Source organism: Methylobacterium sp. J-072, assembly GCF_022829425.1.
Classification (GTDB): Bacteria; Pseudomonadota; Alphaproteobacteria; order Rhizobiales; family Beijerinckiaceae; genus Methylobacterium.
The window spans coordinates 1-504 of the sequence record NZ_JAKSYK010000074.1 but is presented as its reverse complement, the minus strand read 5'-3'; the positions used below and the strand labels follow the sequence as shown (position 1 = coordinate 504).

Genomic DNA, 504 nt, shown 5'->3' with positions numbered 1-504 from the left:
CGATTCTGTTGAAAAACTCGGGTGTTGCAGCGGTTGTGATGAGGTGATTCACTCCTGTCGAGAGACGGAGATCGAAGCAGATGATGGGACCTCGGCAAGTCGAGCAGGGTGCCTTGTTCTACGAGTTCTCGCTCGACACTCACGTTCCCGCCGACCATCTGCTTCGCTCCCTCGACCGCTTCGTCGACCTTGCCGGCCTGCGCCAGGAGCTAGCCCCGTTCTACGCTTCGACGGGCCGCCCCTCCGTCGATCCCGAGTTGATGATCCGCAGCGGAAAACGCCGCGGCGACCCGCTTCATCGCAACCTCCTTGTCGGAGGCGACCAGCAGGCAGACGGTCTTGCCGTCCACCGCCGCCATCAGGGTGGGAGGATCGCGGCTACGAGTGGTACGCGGGGATCTGAACCGGGCGAGGCAAGCCAGCCGAGTCGTCGATAATCACCTTCGATCCGCAATCCTGTCGGATTCGCGCGCCGCAGACGACAGCGCCCGGCGGGCCGTTCGG

Annotated in this window: 1 pseudogene; it reads left to right on the top strand. The window is 63.9% G+C overall.

The features are described from left to right. Positions 1–80: 80 nt before the first annotated feature. A pseudogene (locus tag MKK67_RS07055) lies at positions 81–308 on the top strand (IS5/IS1182 family transposase); the annotation flags it as partial. Positions 309–504: the final 196 nt, after the last annotated feature.